Origin of the sequence: Kitasatospora sp. NPDC088134 (assembly GCF_044741705.1) — a bacterium.
In the GTDB taxonomy this organism is placed as follows: domain Bacteria; phylum Actinomycetota; class Actinomycetes; order Streptomycetales; family Streptomycetaceae; genus Kitasatospora.
On the sequence record NZ_JBIUTD010000064.1, the window covers coordinates 1 to 1271 of the forward strand.

Genomic DNA, 1271 nt, shown 5'->3' on the forward strand with positions numbered 1-1271 from the left:
TGTCCCGCGTCAGACTTTGTGGCAGGGCTCGTTTGTTGCGGGTCCTGCTGCTTGAAGGAGTCTGATCGATCATGGTGAGACCGCCGGCGTTGCCGCCGGAGGAGAAGGTCCGGATCATGCTGTCGATCCTGGCCGGTGAGATGACCATCGCGGAGGCTGCGCGGCGGGCGAAGGTGTCCGAGCAGTCGATCGGGACTTGGAAGCGCCAGTTCCTGGAGGCCGGCCGCGCGGGACTCGCCGGCAAGTCCGGCCCCAGTACCCGGGAACAGCAACTCGAAGCCCAGGTTGCCGACTTGACCCAGGCACTGGGTGAGGCCGCGGTCGAGCTGCGGGTGTGGAAGAAGTCCGCGGAGGGCCGGCTGGGCCCTTCGAGGACCTCGAGGTGATCCGCACCGAGGCGGGCATGCCGACCGCGAGGTTCTGCCGGCTCATCGGCGTGCCCGAGCGGACCTGGCGTCGCCACCAGGCCCGCGCCCGCCAGGGCGCGCAGGCCAGAGGACCGTGGCCGCGCCCGGCTCGCGAGGGCGTCCGGGAGGCCGCCCGTCGACACGCGCTCGCGCACCCGGCCTGGGGCCACCGCAAGGTCTGGGCGATGTGCCGCTGGGACGGCCACCGTGTCTCCCAGGCGACCGTGCTGCGGCTGCTGCGTGACGAGGGCCTGTTGCTGGAGGCGAACTACCAGCGCGAACGCAGGCAGCTCGCCGCGCGGCGCAAGGCCGCCTTCGCCACTGAGCCGACCGGCCCGAACCAGGTCTGGCAGCTGGACTTCTCCGAGTTCGAGACCACCGGCGGCGGGACCTGGCGGCTGGCCGGCTGCCGGGACTACTGGTCGAAGTACGAGCTGGGCTGGCACATCTCGCCCACTGCGAACCAGCACGACGCGATTTCCGCCATCGAGCTCGCCCTGGCCGAGGCCGAACGCCTCGCTGGAGGGCCGCTGGTCGACCTCGCCCCGCGCGACGCGGACGGCACCGTCCAGCCGCTGGTCACCATCGTCACCGACAACGGCGGACCGTTCCGCTCCTTTCGCTTCGAGGCGTTCATCGCCACCCGACCGGAACTGCGGCACGTTCGCACCCGAGTCCGTACGCCCGGCCAGAACGGCTCACGCGAGCGCGGCTTCGGCTCGCTCAAGTACGAGAAGCTGTTCCTCGAAGAGATACCCGACGCCCTCGACCTCGTCCGGCACGCCGAGGACTACCGGCGCGACTACAACACCGTCCGACCCCACGAGGCCCTGGCCTGGAACCGGCCCAACGACGTCCACACCG

General features: G+C 70.8%; 2 protein-coding genes. Both read left to right on the forward strand.

From position 1 onward, the window contains the following. Positions 1 to 71: 71 nt before the first annotated feature. Positions 72 to 386 (forward strand): transposase, encoded by a 315-nt coding sequence (locus ACIOHG_RS37775; RefSeq protein ID WP_400958195.1) that lies wholly within the window; start codon positions 72 to 74, stop codon positions 384 to 386. Further along, on the forward strand, positions 383 to 1271 hold an 889-nt coding region (locus tag ACIOHG_RS37780), incomplete at its 3' end, for a transposase (protein ID WP_400958197.1). The genes ACIOHG_RS37775 and ACIOHG_RS37780, both read left to right, overlap by 4 nt.